The organism is Streptomyces sp. NBC_00376 (assembly GCF_036077095.1).
Classification (GTDB): domain Bacteria; phylum Actinomycetota; class Actinomycetes; order Streptomycetales; family Streptomycetaceae; genus Streptomyces.
Window position 1 is genome coordinate 4,022,755 of record NZ_CP107960.1, and the last position, 19,273, is coordinate 4,042,027.

The following is a 19,273-nucleotide window of genomic DNA, read 5'->3' on the forward strand; positions in this document are numbered from 1 at the left end:
CCCACGCCACCCGCCGTCCACCACCCGCGTGACCTTTGTCATGTCCCGATACCCGCCCCGGGCCCGGCAGATCTCGCCGGATCCGTGACCTGACGCGGCTTATGACTGCGCATATGCCGGAGGCCAATCGCGGAACGCCATTCCGTTCCACCGCCACAGCCCGCTATCGTCCCCGTCTGGCGGATCGTCGATCGTCGGTCCGCCGCGCCCTCGGGGGGAGGGAAGGAAACCCGAACCGATGCCCGTACCCGTACCGCAGCAACACTCCGATGCCGCTGCGGATGCCTCCCACGACGCCGTCCTCACGCTCCTGGTGATCGAGGACGACCCGGCGGGCACCTTCACCGTCCCCGAGCTCCCGGCCGCGGCCGGCACGAGGGTGCGTATCCGCACCGCCCGCAACCTGACCGAGGCGGGCCGGCTCCTCACGGACGACGTCGACTGCATACTGCTGGACCTGGCCCTGCCCACCGGCGGCGAGACCCGCGCCTCCGGGGCCGGTGACACGGCCGGACCCGACGGGCTCGCCACCCTCGAACACGTCCTGCGGCTCGCCCCGCGCCACGCCGTCCTCGCCCTCACGGCACAGGACGACACCGCGCTGGCCGCCGAGGCGGTACGCGTCGGCGCCCAGGACTACCTCTTCCGCGACGAACTCGACGGCCGGCTGCTCAGCCGCGCCATCCGGTACGCCGTCGAGCGCAAGCGCGCCGACGTCGCCCAGCGCCGGCTCACCGAGTCCACGCTGCGCGCCCAGGAGAACGCCCGCCTCGAACGCGGCCTGCTCCCGACGCCGCTGCTCGAAGGCTCCGATCTGCGCTTCGCGGCCCGCTACCGCCCCGGCCGCAGCCGCGCGCTGCTCGGCGGGGACTTCTACGACACGGTCCGTACACCCGACGGCACCGTCCACGCGATGATCGGCGACGTCTGCGGGCACGGCCCCGACGAGGCGGCGCTCGGCGTGGAACTGCGCATCGCGTGGCGGGCGTTGACCCTGGCCGGGCTCTGCGGCGACGAACTGCTCTCCACCCTCCAGCAGGTCCTGGAGCACGAGCGGGAGAGCGAGGAGATCTTCGCGACGCTCTGCACCGTCGACATCGCCCCCGACGGCCGGCGCGCCGGACTCTGCCTGGCCGGCCACCCCGCCCCGCTGATCGCCCGGCAGGGACAGGCCGCGCGCCTGCTCCCGTACGAGGACGGCGGCCCGGCCCTGGGGCTGCTGCCGCGCGCACGCTGGCCACGCCGACACGTGGATCTCGGCTCCACCTGGAGCCTGATGATGTACACGGACGGGCTGATCGAGGGGCGCGTGGGCCCGGTCGGCACTCAGCGGCTGGGCCAGGACGGCATGGTCGCGATGATCAACCAGCAGCTGGCGCAGGGGCTCACCGGCGAGGATCTCCTGGAGGCCGCGGTCGCCCGGGTGCGGGAGCTGAACGGCGGTGAACTGACCGACGACGTCGCGGTCCTCCTGCTCGACCGCGACCGGGAGAGCGTCCGCCGCCGGACCCCGGACTGCGGACGGGGCCGGAGCATCCCCCGGCCCCGCAACGCGAACCCCGCGAACGCTCAGCGCCCGCCGTTGTAGGGCCCGTACGGCCCGTCGCTGCTCGATCCGCCGCGCCGGCCTCCGCCCGAGACCGCCCGCAGCGCGGGCCGCACGTCCACCAGGAAGACGATGGACGCGACCACGCCCGCGAGCTGCAGGAACAGCACCGACATGTAGAGGCTCAACAGGTTCACGGCGACAGCGATGCCGAGAATGATCAGCCAGAAGGACTTCTTCTGCTTGTCCGCGGCCGGGTAGGCGTCCTCACGGGCCATCGCGGCCATGACCAGCGCGACCACCGCCAGCACCATCATGGCCACGTGGAGCAGCAGGACGAATGTGCTGAAGCCTGTGAGCAACATGGTTTGCACCGCCTAATAAATGGATGAGCGCCTCGCGGCCAAGGTACCGGGACAACGAGCCGGGCACCCCTGATGGTGCCCGGCCCGCACCCCGCCACACACTTCGGTGCCACAGCACCGTCGTAGATGCCGTGGCACGGGCGGGGATCCCCCGCTCCGCTACTTCGCGCTCGGCGGAGTCGTCTTCTTCGCGACGGGCTTGCGCACGGGCGCCTTCTTGGCGGGCGCGGCCTGGGCCTTGCTCTCCGGCCTGACGGTCTTCGGCGCGGGCTTGGGCGCCGGTGCGGCCTTCGCCGGACCGGGCTTGGCGACCGGCGTGGTCCTCGCGGTGCCCGTCGGCTTGGACTCCTTGCGCGGCTCGACGACGACGGCGATCTCGACGATCTCCTCGGCCGTCTCGCCCCGCCAGTTCCTCACGGTCTGCTCGCCGCGCTCGGCAACCTTCTCGTACGTCTCCCGGGCCCGCACCGCGTACTCCGCGGCCACGCCCAGGCTCCGCAGCGCCAGGTCCTGCGCGCTCTCGCCCAGCTTCCGCAGGTCGCTGTCGAACGACCCGATCACCTCGGTGACCTTGGCCTGCACGGTGGCCTGCGCCTCCTTGGCCTGCGAGGCCACCTTCTCCTGCACGACCTTGGGGTCGGTGTTGCGCACGGCCTCGATACGCTCCGGCGCCTCGGCACGCAGCTGCTCGATCAGCGCCGGGACCTTGCGCGCCTGCTCGACGGCGAGATCGGCCGTACCGGCGGCGAAGTAGAGGGGGGTCGGGTCGGTGAGGGTCTTGCGCAGGTCATCGGTGATGGCCATGACTGTGGTCCTCCCGGATCATCAGACTCAGTGTGAGGGTTTCTCGGGCTGTGAGGGTTTCTCAGGCTTTGAATGCGCGGAGGGCGCTGGCTCGTCGCCGGTCTCCGATCCGGCGGCGACGCCGGATTCCGGTCCGGGCTCGAACCCGTTCTCCTTGCGGAAGGAGTCGTAGATCTGCAGCAGAACACTCTTCTGCCGCTCGTTTATGGACGGGTCGGCCAGAATCACCGCCCGTGTCTCCAGCTCCTCCCGCTCCCGCTCGTCCAGAATCCCGGCCCGTACGTAAAGGGTCTCGGCGGAGATCCGCAGCGCCTTGGCGACCTGCTGCAACACCTCGGCGCTCGGCTTGCGCAGCCCGCGCTCGATCTGGCTGAGGTAGGGATTGGACACCCCGGCGGCATCGGCGAGCTGCCGCAGCGACAGCTGCGCGTTGCGCCGCTGCTCGCGCAGATACTCACCGAGACTGCCGACGTTGAGGGATGCCATGCCCCGATGGTGCGCCACCCCTGCTAACTTTTGCAAGCAGCCGCTTGCAAAAGTGCGCCATACCACTCGTCCGGCCCCGTTGAGCCGGGAGGGCTGTCCGTTGACGGTCGCCCTGCCGGAAGGGACCGCGGCGGTGCCTTGCTGTCCCGTGAAGCCGTGGCGAGCTGTCGGGTGGTGCCGGCGCTCCGGCGCTGGGCAGTCAGGACGGCTGGACTTGGTCGAAGAGGGCGAGGGCTTCGGAGGGGTTCGGGCTCACGAGGCGGTCCAGACCGGCCGTCGTGATCTTCGCCCACCTGCCGGCCCGTGCCCACATCCGTTCCTCGAAGGCGCGGACGGTCTCGTCCAGATCTCCAGGGCCGGTGGCGATGGACTCGGCGAGTTCGGCACCTTCCAGCATCGCGAGGTTCGCGCCCACCCCCAATGGGGGCATCAGATGGGCGGCGTCGCCCAGCAGCGTCACCCCGAAGACATGGGTCCAGGTGTGGGACACGGGCAGGGCATAGAGGGGACGGTGGACGAAAGCGGTGCTGCGGCGGAGGAGGTCGAGGACGGGAGCGGCCCAGCCGTCGAACAGAGCCAGCAGGCTCGATCGCGCGACCTCGACATCGGCCAGGTCCAGGTTCGTGTGCCAGTCCAGCGGCGCGCGGAACTGGACGTACACCTTGACGTGGCCACCGCTGTTGCGCTGGGCGACGAGAGCTCGGTTCACGCCGTACACAGCCACGGAACCGTCGCCGATCAGCCGGGCGAGGTCAGGGTGGCGGGTATCGACGTCGCCCAGGGAGGCCTCGACCGAGGTGACACCGGCGTAGTGCGGCGTCACCGACGAGACTGCCGGGCGGATCCGGGACCAGGCGCCGTCCGCGCCGACCACGAGGTCGAACGTTTCCTGTCGCCCGTCCGCGAAATGGACCAGCACGCCATCCCGGGTTCCCGGCACCACCTGCGTCACGCTCCGCCCCCACCGGACGTCGAGAGGGCCGAGCAGCAGGTCACGGAGTTGCCCGCGGTCGATCTCGGGGTTGGCCTGTTCATCCGGACGGGGTCGCCAGTCGCGCAGGACGGTCCCGTCCACGTCCAGGATGCGCATGGCCTGCCCCTCGGGACGGGACAGCGCCTGGAACTCCGCCAGCAGCCCCGCCTTGTCCAGTGCGAGCTGACCCAGCCCTTCGCGCAGGTCCAGCGTGCCGCCCTGGGGGCGGGCGTCGGGGGCGGAATCGCGTTCGAGGACGGCGACGGGGTAGCCATGACGGTGCAGGACACGGGCGAAGGTAAGGCCGGCAGGACCGCCCCCGACCACTGCGATGCGATGTCTCATGCCGATACACTGTATTAGGTCATTACGATGTATCGCAACGGTACGATGTCGTCATGACTGTGTGGGACCGGCCGGAGCCGCCGACTCAACCCGTGCCGCTCGACCGGGAGCGGATCGTCGCCGCCGCCATCGCGCTGGCCGACGAGGGCGGGCTGGAGGCGGTGTCCTTGCGCAAGATCGCCGCCCGCCTGGACGCCGGCCCCATGCGCCTGTACAGATACATCTCCACCAAGGAGGAGCTGTTCGACCTCATGGTGGACGAGGTCCACGCCGAGATCCGCGCCGAGGAGCCGCCCGGTGACTGGCGGGAGGCGTTGCGCGTCCTCGCCCAGCGCACCAGGCAGGCCGCCCTCCGTCACGAATGGCTGGCCGACCTCCTCGGCGGTCGCCCGGCCCTGGGTCCGAACCGCCTTGCCGTCACCGAGGCCACGCTGGCCGCCTTCGACGGCCTCGCGGACATCGACACCGTCATGCGCGCCGTGGAGACTGTCAGCGCCTACTTCATCGGCGCGATCAGGCGCGAGATCACGAACCTGCGGGCCGAGCGCGCCACGGGCCTGTCCAAGCACGACTGGCAGCGGGCCTCCGGCCCGCATCTGACGAGAATGCTGGCCACCGGACGCTTCCCGGCGCTGGCCAAGGCCGTGTACGACGGCACGGACGTGGACGCCGAGGCATCCTTCGCGACCGGCCTGGACTGGGTACTCGATGCCGTGGCCGCCAAACTCACCCGGCCGCCGGCGTGACGCCCAGCCCCTGCCGAGAGCCCATCGACCGCCGGGGCGAACACCTCCACGACGGCGCGCTCACGGGCTCGACGGCGTGCTCACGGGCTTACTTGCTCACTTGAAGCACGCTTCGAGCAGCGCGGAAAATCCCTCGGGTGTGGCCGGATAGCAGGGGGGAGTCGACGCGGAAGACAGTTCAACGTTTCCTTCTGCGTTCACCGTCATTTCGATATAGGTCGAGGCTCCGCCCCTCGGGCGCGTCTTCGATGACCTTTATCCGCGCCGCCAAATCGCTTGAACCCGAAATGAGGGTGGCGAGCGGAGAATTTGTTGGCCGACCTTGGGCCGGCGCATCCGCCTCCTGCTGAGGCTTCGATCGGCCGCTCACCCGGCGGCCGGGCGAGTGGGAGACCATCTGACCGAACCGGCGCGGGACTCCGGTTGACCTTCACCTTGGGGGAAGCCACAGCATCGGTGGTGCCGGGCGACGTGCCCGGCCCGAGGAGGAGAGCGGGCATGGAGTTGCTGACCATCGGGGCGTTCGCGAAGGCGTCCCGGCTGTCGCCGAAGGCGCTGCGTCTCTACGACGAGCTCGGTCTGCTGAACCCCACCCGCGTCGACCCGGTGACCGGCTACCGCCTCTACGCACCGCAACTGCTGGAGCAGGCCCGACTGGTCGCCTGGCTCCGGCGCCTGGGGATGCCGCTGGCCCGAATCCGGCAGGTCCGCACGCTGGAGCCGGCCGCGGCGGCGCAGGAGATCCGCGCGTTCTGGGCGCAGGTCGAGGCCGACACCGCCGCACGGCGGGACCTCGCTTCCTTCCTCATCGACCACCTTTCCTGGAAGGACCCCGCCATGTCTTCGACCACCAGCCCCCTGGGGATCCGTTACGCCGCCCTTTCCGACACGGGACTTGTCCGCGAGAACAACCAGGACACCGCCTACGCCGGGTCCCGCCTGCTCGCCGTCGCCGACGGCTACGGCAGCACGGGAGCCCCGGCCAGCGCCGCCGCCGTCGACGCGCTCAAGCACCTGGAGACCGGCAGCGTCCCGGCGGGCGATCTCCTCAACGTCCTCGAAGACGCCGTCGAGCAGGCCAAGCAGGCCGTCAACGGCGTCTCCGGGCCCGGCTCGTCGCCCGAGGAGGCCGGCACCACTCTCACCGCGATGCTCTGGACCGGATCGCAACTGGCCCTCGTCCACATCGGCGACTCCCGCGCCCAACTCCTGCGGGACGGAGAGCTGTTCCAGATCACCCACGATCACACCCTGGTGCAGTCGATGGTCGACGAGGGACGCATCAGCGCGGAAGAGGCCGTCTCCCACCCCCAGCGGTCGCTGCTGATACGGGCCTTGGGCCAAGGAGCCGACGGCACCCCCGACATGCGCCTCCACGACGCTCGGCGGGGAGACCGGTACCTGCTCTGCTCCGACGGCCTGTCGGCCGTCGTGCGGAGCGAAGAGATCCGCCGGGTGCTCCGCGAGGTCCCGGAGCCCGAGCGGGCGGTCCGCGAACTCATCGCCCTCGCCAACGGATCCGGCGGCCCCGACAACGTCAGCTGCGTCGTCGCCGACGTCGTGGAGCTCCAGCAGTAGGAACGGCCGGCATGCGCTTCGAGTTGCACCGGATCCGCTCCCGGGAGCTCATCCGCGAGGCGGACGAATACCGACTCGCCCGCCAAAGCAGGAAGGCCGGATCGGTTCCCCGGTCCGTACCGGCCGGCACATGGCGCCCGGCGCCACGGCGCCTGCCGGCCCGGCTCCGCCGGTGAACCGGGCGAGCGAGACCCGCGTACGGCAGGATGCGGACGCATGACACTCTCGTCCCGCATCGCCATGCCGGGCCAGGTCCGGTCCGTGGCCGCACAGGATGCGTCCGGTCCGCTGTATGTGACCAGCTACGGGACGAGCCCGCTGGAGACGATCGTGACGATGGTCGACTCCGCGGGCTCGGCGGCCTGGCAGCGGACGTACGCGGGGACGGGACGACCGCGGACCCGTCTGTCGGCGAACGGCACGCTCTGGGTCGCGTACCCGAATCGGGCCGGCCGGGCTCTGGAGGGCGTGCTCCCGGACGGATCCACGGACCGGACCGTCGTCCCGGAGTGCGAGGCCGGCGAGGAGATCGGCGCGTTCGTCCTGCTCGACGACGGGTTCTGCATCGCCTGGGCCGGTGCGTCCCGCGTCCTGCGGATGCCGCAGGAGGGGCAACCTGCCCTTCCCCGCCCTCGCCCTCGCGTCGCCAGGTACACATGGGAGGGGGACTGCGTGTGGTCGACGCCGATCGTGCTCGGCGCCGTATCCCATCCGGGCGTTGTGGGGGTGAGCGTGGAGACCGGCTGGGAGGTGCGCCCGCTTCGGCCCTGGGTGCCGGAAGAGGTGGATGTCGATTATTGGGAGCCGTTGCTGGTATCGGGCGACAGGGTCGCGGCCAGTTTCATCGACGCCCGTGGCGGGCTCGGGAGGACCTTCTTCCTGGACCTGGCCGGTGGCGCGATCGTCTCGGCCACCTCACCCACCCCCTCGGGCCGGAAGGCGATAGCGGGTCCGGGCGAATTCTTGATCGGGTCCCAGGGATACGGGGAATTCACCACGGGCCGTTACGACCGCGACGGCAGCACAACAGCCCGGTGGGCCAGTCATGGCGCGATGCTCGTCGACGGCCGGGGCACCATCTGCGGGCCCGAGCTGGAGAACCGCCTGCCGTCCAGGTCGCGGTTCCGGCGGCTCGCGCCGGACAACACACTCGTGGACGGACCCGCGCTGACGGGCTATTACACCTCCTGTCCCGCGATGGACCGCGAGGGCACCGTCGTGTTCTGGCGCGACGGCAAGCTCCTCGCCGTCGACGCGGACCTGGTTTCGCACGAGTTGTTCGCCATGGATGACAGCCGGAACGTCATGGGCCGCACCCTGCTGCTGGGCGAGGGCCGTGTCGTCGTGTCACTGGACAGTGAAGTTGTCGCCTTCCACAGCCCGCTGGGCCCCCTGGCAGAAGGCCCCTGGCCGTGCGGGAACGCGAATCTCCCGGGAAACCCCGTGCTGGGCTGAGGAGTTGCGGTGGCCGTCGTGAAGGGGTGGTCACGAAGAGGTCGTCACTAACGGGTCGTCACGAAAGGGTGTCACGAAGGGTCCGCGTCGTGATCGATGAGGGACATGCCGGACACCAGAGAGCGGGCGGTGTCGGCGAAGTACTGCTCGTCGGCGCCGGGGGCGAGGCCGAGGGCGACGCCCTGAGTGAGGCCGACGAACAGCGCCCTGAGCGCGGTGGTCAGGCGTTGCGCCTGATCCGGCGTCACGACGCCCCCGTCGTACGGCCGCCCGGCGAACAGTGCGATCAGGTGCTCCTCCTGCGACCGGACGGACGTGGCGAGCCGGGCCCCGAGCTCCGGGTCGTGCAGGGCCATGTCCAGCAAGGTGATCTGGAGCGACAGGCCTGACCGCGCGTCCGGGGCGTCACAACCGCGCCGGTAGTGCCGGGCGAAGGCGTCGACCGCTTCGAGCAGATCCAGTTCAGCGGGCACCGCCCGCTCGATCTCTTCGTAGTACGGCCGCAGATGGTCGGCGACCAGGGCGACCACCAGGCCGCTCTTGCTCCCGAACAGCGAGTAGATCGCGCCGGTGGTCAGGTCGGCCCGGTCGGCGATCTCGTCGAGTCTGGCCCGGTACCCGTCCCGGGAGACGACCTGGAAGGCGGCATCCAGCAAGGCGCGGCGGTTGCGCTCCTTGGCCTCCGCTCTCGTCATTCTCATAGTTTCATTATTACCGTAATCTCATTATGGAACCAGTCGGTACGAGCTTCGGCACGGGTTTCGGTACCAGGTACGAGCTCCGGTACGAGGCACGAGTTTTGGGGAGGAACGCTCATGCTCACGACCCAGGTCGCGACACCGCCGTGGACCCGTTGGACGGTGGGGATCGTCGCCGATGGCGTCTTCAAGGTGCTGCTCGCCGCCGTTTGCACCGCCGGCGCCGCCCCGCTCGGCCGGCTGCTCGGCGTGCCCGGCTGGCTGATGGCCGCATCCGGCCTGGCCCTGCTGGTCGGCGGTGGGATCGAGATCCGGTACGCGCGCCGGCGACCGTTGCGCACCTACCTGCGGCTCATGGTCGCCTACGACACCGGCTGGGTGCTGACGGCCGCCGTCGGCCTCCTGTTGGCGTGGCAGGGCAACGGCGCCGGGGGTGAGGTGTGGATCGGGTACCAGACGGCCGCGCCCCTCGCGTTCGCCGCGCTGCTGGGGCCTGCCCGGCCCTGATCCGCCGGACTGGCCCCGGCCCTGCCGAACCCGCCGGTCAGGCTTGGCAGATGCAGAAGGGGTGACCGGCCGGATCGGTGAGGACCCGCGCCCTGCCGGCCTCATGAGGCTGGTGATCCGGTTTGGCCGCGCCCAGCTCCAGCAGCCGCGCCTCGGCCTCTTCCAGGTCCGCGACGTCGAAGCAGAGGTGCAGTTGCTGCGGGACGGTCTGGTCGGGCCAGCGCGGAGCCCGGTAGTCGTCGACCCGCTGAAAGCCGATGAAGAGTCCGTCCGCACGGTTGAGACCCGCGAAGTCGGCGTCCGACTTCGGGTGGGATTCGAGGCCGGTGGCCTGCTGGTAGAACGCCGCCAGGGCCGGCGGATCAGGGCAGTCGAGCGTTATCGCGACCAACTTCATCTGCAGGGACATGGCGCCTCCGGCCGGCCTGTGGACTTCGGACCTACGCGACGAACACCACACCCTAGGCCCCGGCGCACCACCTCCAGTAGCCACTTTTTTGTGGGTACTTGGCGGCGGCCGGCAACCGGGCGAACCTGGTGAGGGGCGGCCGGAGGGCGGCCCCATCCGGGCCGGAAGCGGGGGTGGCGAGGCGATGATTCAGGAGGGCGGCCGGTCCTCGGTGAGCTTCTCCAGACGGCGGTGGCCCCAGTCGGAGAGGGGCGCCAGCGCCTCGGAGAGATCCCGGCCGAACGCGGTCAGGGAGTACTCGGTCCGCAACGGGAGCTCGTCGTACACCTCCCGGTGCACCAGCTCGTCGGCCTCCATCTCGCGGAGCGCCTGAGTCAGCACCTTCTCGCTGAGCCCCGGCAGCTGCCGACGCAGCTCGCCCGGACGGTGCGGGCCGGATTCCAGCAGCCAGAGCAGGGCCGTCTTCCACTTTCCGTCGATCACGGCGACCGCCGCGGTCACCCCGCACACATTCGGGTCCTGGGCACGACTGCGCACCATTCCTGCCCCCTTTCCTACTGATTACCCATATCCATACGGGAGTTGAGCCATGTCCTCGCACACCGAGCAGTCCGCCGTCACCGTACTCGGCCTGGGGCCGATGGGCCGGGCCCTGGCAGGCGCGTTCCTCGACGCCGGCCTGCGGACCACGGTCTGGAACCGGACACCCGACCGGGACCGGGAACTCGTCGAGCGGGGCGCCGTCGGTGCCCGGTCGGCCGAGGAGGCGGTCGCCGCGAGCCCGCTGACCGTGGTCTGCGTGGTGAACCACGACGCCGTGGACGCCGTTCTGCGACGCGACGCGGTCGCCGACGCGCTCAAGGGCCGTACGGTGATCAGCCTGACCGCCGACACCCCGGCCCGCGCCCGGGACCTCGCGGTGTGGGCGGCGGAGCACGGCATCGGCTATCTGGACGGTGCGATCATGACGCCGACCACGACCATCGGAACGCCGGCCGCGGTCCTCCTCCACAGCGGCCCGCAGGAGCTCTACCGCCGGCACCGGCCGGCGCTGGACGCGCTGGGCGGCACCCATACCCACCTGGGCGAGGAGATCGGCCGGGCCGCCGCGTACGACATCGCACTGCTCGACATCTTCTGGACCGCGATGGCGGGTTACGCCCATGCCCTGGCGGTCGCACGGGCGGAAGGAATCACCGCGCGGGAGCTGGCCCCGTTCGCCAAGGGCATCGGCACCATCCTCCCGCCGATCTTCGAGGAGACCGCGGCGGACGTGGACGGCGGAAGGTTCCCCGGCGACGACAACCCGCTCACCTCGGCGGCGTCCTCCATCGCCCATATCGTTCACGCCTCCGAGGCCCACGGCATCGACGCCGCCATGATGCGCGCTGCCGATGACCTGGCCCGCCGGGCCATCAGCCGTGGTCACGGCACCGACGGATTCCTCCGGATCACCGAGCTGCTGAGCCGCCGCCGAGCGAACGCCGCGTAGAGAACGCAGAGAGAACTCCGCGGGGAGAACGCCGTGAGGGTTCCCCCTGTCGGCGGCCCGATCGGGCCCGGGAAGAGGCCCGATCCTGGGTAACGTATCCGGAAATATCCCCATGCCGGAGACGGATCCTCATGGCTGACGACAGGGACGACGAGAACGCGGCCACTGGCCCCGCAGCGCGGGGACCCAGGCACGGGCAGGGGCGGGGACACGGAATCGGGAGCGGACACGGGCGCGGCCTCAGGAGCGGGCTCGCTCGCGACAGTGCCTCGGTGGTGCCGAGGACCGCCGTCATCGCGGGCGGCGGCGCGCTGGCCGTCTGGGAGCCCGCGTTCACACTCGGCGCCTACAACGTCATCTTCTACTACCAGATGCTCACCCTCTGGGCGGTGTCGACGGCCGTGCTGCTGGCCGGCTTCGTGATGCGCGAGCGCGGGCCGCGTCACGGCTGGCTGTACTGGGCCTGTCTGGCACTGCCCAGCGCCTGGATCGTCCTCGCCGCCGTCGTGCCGCGGCACAGCGGCAACTGGCAGGGCGAGGCGCTCTTCCTGATCGGCGGCATCATCAGCGTCGTCGGCACCCCGCTGTTGACCTGGGTGCTCCTCCAACTCCTGTTGTTCGGGGAGTCGGAACTCTCCGTGCACCAGCGCCGGACGGTCATCGGTGCCGTCGCGCTCGTCGGCGTACTGGCCTTCCTGCTCGGCGAGTTCAACGGTGTCTTCCTCACCTGCGGGGACTTCGACATCAGCGGCAACAGCGTCCCCTCCGGCTGCAGGCCGGGCCACCCCTCGCCGCTCGGCTGACCCGCGAGCACGGAACGGAGACACGGCTGTGCGAGGCGGAGGCACGGCTGTACGGAGGTGACGGGACGGCCCTCCGCGCGCGATGCTGCCCCCCATGACCTCCTCAGAGATCTTTCCGACCCCCGATTCCGGTTCCCCGTCCACCACCACCGGCGCCACCTCGGGCCCCGGCGTCTTCGAACTGGGCGGCACCGTCACCATCCCGCGGCTCGGCTTCGGCGCGATGCAGCTCCCGGGACGGTGGAGCGGACCGGCCGGCGACACGGCGAAGGCCGTGGCCGTGGCGCGGCGCGCCGTCGAGCTCGGAGCGCGGTACATCGACACCGCCGCCTTCTACTTCTCCCCCACCCACCGGGCCAACGACCTGCTGCGCGAGGCGCTGTTCCCGTACCCCCCGGACGTCACCATCGCCACCAAGGTCGGCCCGCTGCGGGACGAGACCGGTGAGATGTACGCCGAGGCCCGCCCCGATCAGCTGCGCGGGGAGGTGGAGCGGAATCTGGAGGACCTCGGGGTCGACACCCTCGACCTGGTGCATCTGCGGGTCGGGCGGCTGAGCGGCGGCGTCGTGGAGCCGATCGGTGAACGGTTCGCCGTGCTGGCCGCGCTGCGCGAGGAAGGGCTGATCCGGCAGCTGGGCGTCAGCAACGTGACGAGCGGGCAGCTCGCGGAGGCCCGTTCGATCGCGCCGGTCGCCGCCGTCCAGAACCGTTTCGGTGTGCTCGACCAGGCCGACGCCGCGCTCGTCGACGAGTGCGCGGACGCCGGTATCGCGTACATGCCGTTCTTCGCGCTCGGCGGTGGTAACACCGATCTCTCCGAACGGAACCTCCGGAAGGTGAGCGAGCGGCACGGCGCGACGGTGCACCAGGTGGCCATCGCATGAGGCCTGGCCCGCTCGCCCTCGATCGTGCAGATCCCCGGCACCGCCTCGCTCGCCCACCTGGAGGAGAACATGGCCGCGGGACGCCTGGTCCTCGACGAGGACGACATGGCGCTGCTCGGCCGCCGCGGCTGACCGCACACGCGGACGCGACCGATACGGCCCCCGGTCCACCGCGTCGAAGCGGCGGAGAGGCCGGGGAGTCGGATACCGCATGAAGGCACCGATCGCCGGAGGCCCGGGATCCGGGATACATGGGCAGCACGGTCGCGTCCGCCTTGGAGGACGCCGGGATCGCTCCCGGCGTCCTCCACGCGACGGCCGGCAGTGACGGCAAGCGGCGGACAGAGGTCCGGCCGCAGGACCTAGGATCCGCCCATGGCTATCGACCCCGGCTACATCTGCTCCCGCTGCGGCGAACACCACGCGGAACTCCCGATGGGGTACTCGACCATGGCACCCGACGTCTGGGACGCGGGTCTGGAGAGCGACCCCGACAGCATGCTCTCCTCCGACCAGTGCATCGTCAGACACGAGCACTACTTCATCAAGGGCCTGATCGAGATACCCGTGTTCGGCAGCGAGGAGCCCTTCTCCTGGGGCGTCTGGGTCTCCCTCAGCCGGGAGAACTTCGCCCGCGCCCTCGATGTGTGGGAGACCCCGGGCCGCGAGTCCGAGCAGCCTTACTTCGGCTGGCTGAGCACCGAACTGGGGCTGTACACGCCCCGCACGACCAACCTCAGGACCAACGCCCACACCCGCCCGATCGGCCGGCGCCCCAGCATCGAGCTGGAGCCCACCGATCACCCGCTCGCCGTGGAACAGCGCACCGGCATCACCCGGGACCGGGTGCGGGAGATCGCCGAAGCGGTGCTGCACTCCGAGGACGAGCGGCCCTCCTGAGCTACCGCTGCTCCTCGAGCCCCGTCCGCAACTGCGCGAAGGCGAGCTCGGCCGCCTCGACCGCGTCCGCGTACACCTGCCGCGCGCTCTCCCCCGCGTCGATCCGCCGCCAGTTCTCCAGGGCGAGGATGCGCTGTACGGCGATGATCTGGCCCGCCGCCAGCCGGTCCGCCACCCGGTCGCCCAGCGCACGGGCGAGTGCCGCCTCCGAGCGGCTCTGGTAGCCGTACAAACGGGCCACCAGGGACGGCGTCCCGTACAGCAGCCGCTGGTACGCCAGCACCTGCGGCACATCGCAGAGCCCGGTCACCGGGTCGCCCCGCTCCAGCCCGTCCAGGAAGTTGCGGCGCAGCGCGTCCAGCGGGGATTCGGTCTCCGCACGGGTGGCGACCACACGGGCCGCCTCGTCCTCGTGGTCGGCGAACCGGTGCAGGACCAGGTCCTCCTTGGCCGGGAAGTACCGGAACAGGGTCGGCTTCGAGATGTCGGCCGCCGCCGCCACCTCCGCCACCGAGACCTTGTCGAAGCCCCGCTCCAGGAACATCGCGATCGCGGCCTCGGAGACCGCCTGGTAGGTCAGCTGCTTCTTCCGCTCCCGCAGGCTCATCTGCTCGTGGGCCGCTCCCGCCGTCCCGGGTCCGGGCTTCTCTCCGTCCATGACTCCGAAGCGTACGCCCTTGACCTCAAGCGGACTTGACGTCCGAGGGCGCCCGCGGGCGGCCGCACGGGCCCATGGCGGGGCTGACCGACCCGGCGGCGGGTCCGCCCGGCTTCCGGGTGGGGTGGTGACCGGGGCGAGTCACGTTGACGTCGGCTTCACGGAGCCCCGATCCGCGCGCGTACGCCCACGAAACCCCCGTACGCCGCCCACCGTCAGGCCCGGGAACTCGCCCGCGCCTCCACCAGCGCCTCGATCCCGTCCAGCACCCGTGCCAGCCCGAACTCGAATTCCTCGTCGGGCCCGCGCGGCGCCCTCAGCACCTCGGAGTCCAGCACCCGGGAGAGCGACGGATGGCGTACGGGGTCGACGAGCCGGTTCAGGGTGCGGGTGTACCCGTCCGCCACCTCCTGCGCCGGAATGCCGCGCGCTTCCACGGCGGCCGCGAGATCCCCCATCAGCAGCGCCTCGTTCCGTACGAACCCGTTGACGAGCAGGATGACGGAGACCTCGTCGCGCGCGTCCAGACCGGCGCCTTCGAGGGCCCGCAGGCCCTGCTCCCACCAGGCGACCGAGTTCGGGCTGGCGGGCGGGCCCGAGACCGGGATGCGGAGCATCCACAGATTGCGGTGGAACACCCGGCGCTGCGCCCGGGCCCACTGCGTGAGCGCCTCCCGCCAGTCGGCCCCGCTCTCCAGCGCGGACAGCGGGGGCGGCGGGCCCATGGCCGCCTCCTGCATCAGGACGTACAGCTCCCCCTTGGCGGACACATACCGGTAGAGCGACATCGTCGAGGCCCCCAGGTCCTTGGCGACCCGCCCCATCGACACCCCGCCGAGTCCCTCGGACGCCGCCACCGCCACCGCGGCATCCACGATGCGCGCCAGACTCAGCCCCGGCTTCGGCCCCTTGACCGGCCGTGCCCGCAGCCCCCAGGCGGCCTCGATACTGGCCGGCAGGCCCGTACCGCCCGGCGAGCCCTTCTCCTCAGTCACTGAACCCCACCTTCCCTCGATCCCATCCTAGATTTGCGTAGTGCGTACACATTTCTGCGTATTGCGCACGTATGAGGAGCGGATCAGGAGGCCGCGGCGATGTGCGGGTGCGACTCGAACCAGTTCTCGTAGGCGGTACGTATCTGCCTGGACGTCGGCACCCGCGCCATTCCCAGCGGTACCGCCGCCGCTGCCAGAACCTCCCGGATCCGCCCGGACTCCCGGGCCGGCAGCCGCCGCTCCGCCCCTTTCTCCGTACCCGGGCCCCCGGGACCCAGCGCGAGGGCCGCGCGGATCACATCCGTGTAGACGGACTGCACCCGCTTGTACTTCAGCAGCACCGGCAGATCCCGTTCCCACCCCGCGGAGCTGCCGCTGCGGACGCCCTCGACCGCATCGCGCCAGACTTCGGCGACCCGCTCCCCCTCCCGCCGGGGATAGCGCATCAGATGGAGATGGGTCGCCAGGTCGTAGAGCGGATCTCCGGCCATGGCGAGCTCCCAGTCGATGGTCCACAGGTCGCCCCGGGCGTCGACCACGAGGTTCTCGCGGTGCAGATCGCCATGGACCAGGGTGAACGGACGAGGCGTCAGCCCCCTGGCCTCGCCCCGCAGCCGGTCCAGACCGCCACCGGGTACGCCGAGTTCCGCGAAGAGGGCGCCGTAGCGGGGAAGGTGGCGGCGGCGCACATGGTGTTCGGTGAAGCCGATCAGCCGCGACAGGAAGGCCGCCGAATCGCCTCCCCGGACGCCCTCGGTGCCGTCGATTCCGATGCCGTCCGCACCGATCGAGACCAGCTCCCCGAAGAGAACGCCGAGCTGGCCCAGATGGCGCTCCGTGAGCGGGGTCCCGGGAGGGCAGGTCTCGCCGAGCGTCCGGCCCTCTATGAACGAATAGAGGGGGACCCCGGCCCGTTCGGCCACCACGGGTATCCGGGTGACCCGCCCCTGCAGCGCCGCCAGGAGCGCCTGCTCCGAGGTGAACCAGCGCAGGTCGAACCGGAGCAGCCCCGCCCGCGGGTACCGGCACTTCCACCAGGTCTGCGCCCCGGAACCGTCATCGGCCGGCAGCGGAAAGGCGTACGTCTCGTGGTGGTACCCGTTCAGCGGCCCCACCAGCAGACTCTCGTCCGGCACCAGCGCCGCCACGCCCGCCCGCGCCGCCACGGCCGCCGCCACCCGGCATCCCGCTCCGGCCGAGGACCCCACGGCGGCGGGCGCCCGGACCACGGTCACCGGCAGGCCCGGCCGCGCTTCGCGTGAACCCGGCCCTCCGGGCGGCGACCGGCCTCACCGGCCGGTACGGCCACCTCGTCGCGATCCATACCAAGGAAGGTACAACTTCCGGCCGTTCCACCGCACTTGTGCCTTCAGAGGGCGCTCGCGGCATCGGCCAGCACCTGCATGGTCGCGATCACGGGGAGCCGTCGGCCGTCCGGCCCCGGAGCCCGTAGCAACTGCCGCTTCCCGGCCTTGCGGTGATAGCCGAGGAACGGCATCCCCGCGCTCCGCGCCGCCTGCTGGTCCGAGAGGGAGTCCCCGATCATCAGGTGCTCCGCCGCATCGGCCCCCGTCGCCCGGACGACCTCGTGCAGAATCCAGGGGTTCGGCTTCATGAGCCCCACGTCACCCTCGTTCCGGCCGATGACCGGACCGTCGAAGAACTCCAGCAGCGACTCACGTTCGAGATAGCGGGTGATGGCTCCGTGGTGGTTGTTGGACGCCACCGCCAACCGCCCCTGCGCCGATGAGGGAACCCCCGTCGTCCGCGGGCCGGCCTTCCGGCTCCAGGCCCGGATGAAGGCCGCGGCTCCGGGGGTCGGCTCCGCGTGCTCCGCCGACTTGAGCTCCCAGGTGGTCAGGGCGCCGTGCATCTCATCGGCGGCGATACGCCAGGGGTGCATGCCGTCGCGTTCCGCCGCACCCCTCGCGTACGCGCCGAACACCTCGTGGGGGTCCTTGCTCCCCCTCACCCCGGCCAGCTCGATACCGTGCGATGCCGCGATCCGCAGCAGCTCGTCGGCGATGTCGCCCGCCACGCTCTCCTGGCTCCGGTGGCCGCCGGCGAAGAGCCTGGCGACGGGGCCGTCGAAATCGAGCACGACGCATCGGGCGCGGGAGAGCATGTCCCGCACTTCCGGAACGGACGCGGTGTCCGAGGGCGCGGTGTCCGGTGATGCGGTGTCCGGTGAAGTGGGGGTGGCCGTGGCTTGAGACACGATCAGAAGTCCGCCCTTGTGGCTAGGTTGTCCCAGTTCGAATCGAAGAACGCCTGAAACGTGCGCACAATGCCGACCTGATCGGGTGTGGCGTCGGCCGAGGCACGGTACGGGAAGAGGGTCGCTCCCGTGCCGTAGGCGTCGTAGATCTCGACTTCCTCTTGGTCCGGAGGGAGCGGGATGGTGCCCTCTTCCGTCACATAGAGGCCCTGGAGCGCCAGTCGGCGGTTCAGAATGTACAGCTTCATCTGGGGCGAGAACGGCACCAACCGCACCTCGACCTCCACCTCCTGCACGAACCCCTGGTAGCGCAGTTCGTACAAGGCTTCCCTGAGCATCGTCGCGTGGCTCTGCAGGATGCCCTTCAGCCGCCGCCGCACCCGGGGATCGTCCGGACCGTCCACCGGGCGCGGGATGGCCAGGTGCGGGGAGTCGCAGTCGGGGAGCATCAGCCGGGCCCTGATGGACCGGGGCGGCGCGATGACACCGGTCATGATGCGGTTCTTCTGGTCGGACACCCGCGCGGCCAGCGACTCCGTGGTCATCGAGAAGACGTCGAGCCGCACCTCGGTCGCCTCGAACGCCTCCTCCAGATAGGGCTTCAGCAGCACCGGAGGGATGCTCTCCGAGACGACCGCCCAGACGTCGCCGTCCTCGTGACCGGCATCCGCGGGAACACCCGGCCGGGGCGAGGGAACACCCGCCTCGGACTCGCTGACGAACGTCCCGCTGCCCTGCCGGGTGACGATCAGGTGCTTGTCGCGGAGCAACCGCAGCGCTTCGTTGATCGTGGCGCGGGAGACGCCGAACCGGTCGGCCAGCTGCTCCTGCGTCGGCAGCCGGTCACCGGGACGCCAGACCTCGCTGTTGATCCCCTTGAGCAGCTCATCGGCGATCCGTTGGTACTGCCGCTTACCGTCAGGTGCCACAGACTCACGACTTGTCACCTGTCAACCATACAACTCACCGCCGCACCAAAGGAGATGCATCCAACTGCCAACCCAATCGTCACGCTGTCGACATCAACTCACCTGTACAACCAGACAAGTTTACGACTACTCACTCGTAGGGAAGAATCACATCAAGTCAACCGGTCAAATTACAGAGCGAGTTGATTGGTTGCCAGGAGTCACGAGCATCAAGACAGCCGGGCAGTAGCGTCCGAGCGGCACAACGGAGTGCGTGCACCGACGCCCCTTCCCCGTCGGAGGAGTGATCGCCATGCCATTCATCACACTTGGACTCGAACAGATCGTTCAGTGGAAGTACGGGTTCATGGGCACGCTGGGCCTGGCGCTGCTCACCTTCGGACTCAAGGCGGGCAGCCCCAACTGCGCCGGTGCGGGGGCCGTGATCCTGGCCCTGCTCGTCATCCCCACCGACGACTAGACGCAGGCCCTGACGGGTGC

The 19,273-nt window shown here is 70.5% G+C and carries 21 protein-coding genes and 1 pseudogene; 10 read left to right on the forward strand and 12 right to left on the reverse strand.

Annotation, left to right across the window (positions count from 1 at the left end; translation table 11 throughout):
* Positions 1-238: 238 nt before the first annotated feature.
* Positions 239-1,588: a PP2C family protein-serine/threonine phosphatase gene (locus tag OG842_RS18130; protein WP_328512355.1), complete on the forward strand. Its 1,350-nt coding sequence runs from the start codon at positions 239-241 to the stop codon at positions 1,586-1,588.
* On the opposite strand, the gene OG842_RS18135 is transcribed toward OG842_RS18130, so the two are convergent.
* The 4 genes from OG842_RS18135 to OG842_RS18150 all read right to left on the reverse strand — a co-directional run bounded on the left by OG842_RS18135 (position 1,570) and on the right by OG842_RS18150 (position 4,519).
* Positions 1,570-1,911 (reverse strand): DUF2516 family protein, encoded by a 342-nt coding sequence (locus tag OG842_RS18135; RefSeq protein ID WP_266730901.1) that lies wholly within the window; start codon positions 1,909-1,911, stop codon positions 1,570-1,572. The genes OG842_RS18130 and OG842_RS18135 overlap by 19 nt on opposite strands.
* A 159-nt stretch (positions 1,912-2,070) precedes the next feature.
* A complete protein-coding gene (locus OG842_RS18140; protein WP_266730902.1) occupies positions 2,071-2,715 on the reverse strand; it encodes a hypothetical protein in 645 nt (214 codons plus the stop codon).
* Positions 2,716-2,742: 27 nt separating this feature from the next.
* The gene (locus OG842_RS18145) at positions 2,743-3,201 is read right to left on the reverse strand and encodes a helix-turn-helix domain-containing protein (RefSeq protein ID WP_266730903.1); all 459 of its coding nucleotides are present in this window, start codon (positions 3,199-3,201) and stop codon (positions 2,743-2,745) included.
* A gap of 199 nt (positions 3,202-3,400) precedes the next feature.
* Complete coding sequence (locus OG842_RS18150) at positions 3,401-4,519, reverse strand: FAD-dependent oxidoreductase (RefSeq protein ID WP_328512356.1); 1,119 nt, start codon at positions 4,517-4,519, stop codon at positions 3,401-3,403.
* Positions 4,520-4,572: 53 nt separating this feature from the next.
* On the opposite strand from OG842_RS18150, the gene OG842_RS18155 reads away from it, so the two are divergent.
* From OG842_RS18155 to OG842_RS18165, 3 genes are all read left to right on the forward strand, one after another.
* Entirely contained in the window at positions 4,573-5,265 is a 693-nt protein-coding gene (locus tag OG842_RS18155) for a TetR/AcrR family transcriptional regulator (RefSeq protein ID WP_266730905.1), read from the forward strand.
* Between the two features lie 498 nt (positions 5,266-5,763).
* A complete protein-coding gene (locus tag OG842_RS18160) occupies positions 5,764-6,843 on the forward strand; it encodes a protein phosphatase 2C domain-containing protein (RefSeq protein WP_266730907.1) in 1,080 nt (359 codons plus the stop codon).
* A 216-nt stretch (positions 6,844-7,059) separates the two neighbouring features.
* Entirely contained in the window at positions 7,060-8,298 is a 1,239-nt protein-coding gene (locus tag OG842_RS18165) for a hypothetical protein (RefSeq protein ID WP_328512357.1), read from the forward strand.
* A 71-nt stretch (positions 8,299-8,369) separates the two neighbouring features.
* On the opposite strand, the gene OG842_RS18170 is transcribed toward OG842_RS18165, so the two are convergent.
* A complete protein-coding gene (locus OG842_RS18170) occupies positions 8,370-8,993 on the reverse strand; it encodes a TetR/AcrR family transcriptional regulator (protein WP_266733663.1) in 624 nt (207 codons plus the stop codon).
* A 120-nt stretch (positions 8,994-9,113) separates the two neighbouring features.
* On the opposite strand from OG842_RS18170, the gene OG842_RS18175 reads away from it, so the two are divergent.
* The gene (locus OG842_RS18175; RefSeq protein ID WP_266730910.1) at positions 9,114-9,503 is read left to right on the forward strand and encodes a hypothetical protein; all 390 of its coding nucleotides are present in this window, start codon (positions 9,114-9,116) and stop codon (positions 9,501-9,503) included.
* A gap of 37 nt (positions 9,504-9,540) precedes the next feature.
* On the opposite strand, the gene OG842_RS18180 is transcribed toward OG842_RS18175, so the two are convergent.
* Entirely contained in the window at positions 9,541-9,912 is a 372-nt protein-coding gene (locus OG842_RS18180; RefSeq protein ID WP_266730911.1) for a VOC family protein, read from the reverse strand.
* A gap of 189 nt (positions 9,913-10,101) precedes the next feature.
* Positions 10,102-10,452, reverse strand: coding sequence for a winged helix-turn-helix transcriptional regulator (locus OG842_RS18185; RefSeq protein ID WP_328512358.1), 351 nt, complete (start codon positions 10,450-10,452; stop codon positions 10,102-10,104).
* A 49-nt stretch (positions 10,453-10,501) separates the two neighbouring features.
* Here OG842_RS18185 and OG842_RS18190 point away from each other — a divergent pair, with 49 nt between their 5' ends.
* The 4 genes and pseudogenes from OG842_RS18190 to OG842_RS18205 all read left to right on the forward strand — a co-directional run bounded on the left by OG842_RS18190 (position 10,502) and on the right by OG842_RS18205 (position 13,993).
* Positions 10,502-11,404, forward strand: coding sequence for an NAD(P)-dependent oxidoreductase (locus OG842_RS18190; RefSeq protein ID WP_266730914.1), 903 nt, complete (start codon positions 10,502-10,504; stop codon positions 11,402-11,404).
* A 272-nt stretch (positions 11,405-11,676) separates the two neighbouring features.
* Entirely contained in the window at positions 11,677-12,207 is a 531-nt protein-coding gene (locus OG842_RS18195; RefSeq protein WP_266730915.1) for a hypothetical protein, read from the forward strand.
* A gap of 181 nt (positions 12,208-12,388) precedes the next feature.
* Positions 12,389-13,225: pseudogene (locus tag OG842_RS18200) on the forward strand (aldo/keto reductase).
* 243 nt (positions 13,226-13,468) lie between these two features.
* Positions 13,469-13,993, forward strand: coding sequence for a DUF2199 domain-containing protein (locus tag OG842_RS18205; protein ID WP_266730918.1), 525 nt, complete (start codon positions 13,469-13,471; stop codon positions 13,991-13,993).
* A 1-nt stretch (position 13,994) separates the two neighbouring features.
* On the opposite strand, the gene OG842_RS18210 is transcribed toward OG842_RS18205, so the two are convergent.
* From OG842_RS18210 to OG842_RS18230, 5 genes are all read right to left on the reverse strand, one after another.
* Entirely contained in the window at positions 13,995-14,651 is a 657-nt protein-coding gene (locus tag OG842_RS18210) for a TetR family transcriptional regulator (protein WP_266730919.1), read from the reverse strand.
* Positions 14,652-14,866: 215 nt separating this feature from the next.
* Positions 14,867-15,646, reverse strand: a complete 780-nt coding sequence (locus OG842_RS18215; RefSeq protein ID WP_328512359.1) for a TetR/AcrR family transcriptional regulator — start codon at positions 15,644-15,646, stop codon at positions 14,867-14,869.
* Between the two features lie 83 nt (positions 15,647-15,729).
* Entirely contained in the window at positions 15,730-16,881 is a 1,152-nt protein-coding gene (locus tag OG842_RS18220; RefSeq protein ID WP_328512360.1) for an aminoglycoside phosphotransferase family protein, read from the reverse strand.
* Between the two features lie 134 nt (positions 16,882-17,015).
* Positions 17,016-17,864: an HAD family hydrolase gene (locus OG842_RS18225; RefSeq protein WP_266730923.1), complete on the reverse strand. Its 849-nt coding sequence runs from the start codon at positions 17,862-17,864 to the stop codon at positions 17,016-17,018.
* Positions 17,865-17,866: 2 nt separating this feature from the next.
* On the reverse strand, positions 17,867-18,793 hold the full coding sequence (locus OG842_RS18230; RefSeq protein WP_328512361.1) for a GntR family transcriptional regulator: 927 nt from the start codon (positions 18,791-18,793) through the stop codon (positions 17,867-17,869).
* 292 nt (positions 18,794-19,085) lie between these two features.
* On the opposite strand from OG842_RS18230, the gene OG842_RS18235 reads away from it, so the two are divergent.
* Positions 19,086-19,253 carry a hypothetical protein gene (locus OG842_RS18235; RefSeq protein ID WP_266730926.1) on the forward strand — a complete coding sequence of 56 codons (168 nt, stop codon included), beginning with the start codon at positions 19,086-19,088 and terminating at the stop codon, positions 19,251-19,253.
* Positions 19,254-19,273: the final 20 nt, after the last annotated feature.